At 38.9% G+C, this 501-nt stretch carries 2 pseudogenes; both read left to right on the top strand.

Going from position 1 to position 501, the window contains the following annotated elements:
• A pseudogene (locus HMPREF3125_RS12335) lies at positions 1-274 on the top strand (hypothetical protein); the annotation flags it as partial.
• Positions 275-286: 12 nt separating this feature from the next.
• Positions 287-501 (top strand): annotated as a pseudogene (locus HMPREF3125_RS12330) (RusA family crossover junction endodeoxyribonuclease); the annotation flags it as partial.

The following is a 501-nucleotide window of genomic DNA, read 5'->3' as shown; positions in this document are numbered from 1 at the left end:
TGGAGTAGTTAGGTATAAAGAGAAGCCGACGGCAACGAAAGAGAAAGCCAAAATAGAAACCGAAAACAAAACAGATAAAGAGGCTCAAACCCCTACTAAATCAGATGTTATCGCTAAACATAATGCTAAGTGTAAAGCGATGAAAGAAGAAATAGAAGCTTTGCCTAAAGATAGTCCAGAAAGAATAGAAAAAGAAAGAGCATATAAGCAATCGGAAGCCGATAGAATCGCTGAATTTTGGGACGCACAAAAGCGAGAACAAGAAGATAAATAGGAGTGAATAGCGATGGCTAAGGTATGGAGATACACAATCAAATTACCACCTATGGGAACGCCCAGACCCCGTACAAGACGTTTAGATGATGGACGTACTATCACGTATTATGACCAGTCTTACAGTGATTATTTAGACGCAATACAAGCCGAACTAGCGAAAGATAATGCGATTAATGATGATTTTTATGATGTGATAAATACCGAGTTAGGCGTGAAAGCCGAAAT

Source organism: Staphylococcus sp. HMSC13A10 (assembly GCF_001808005.1).
GTDB lineage: Bacteria > Bacillota > Bacilli > Staphylococcales > Staphylococcaceae > Staphylococcus > Staphylococcus pasteuri.
The sequence above is the reverse complement of the archived record's forward strand: the minus strand, read 5'-3'. Positions and strand labels throughout refer to the sequence as shown.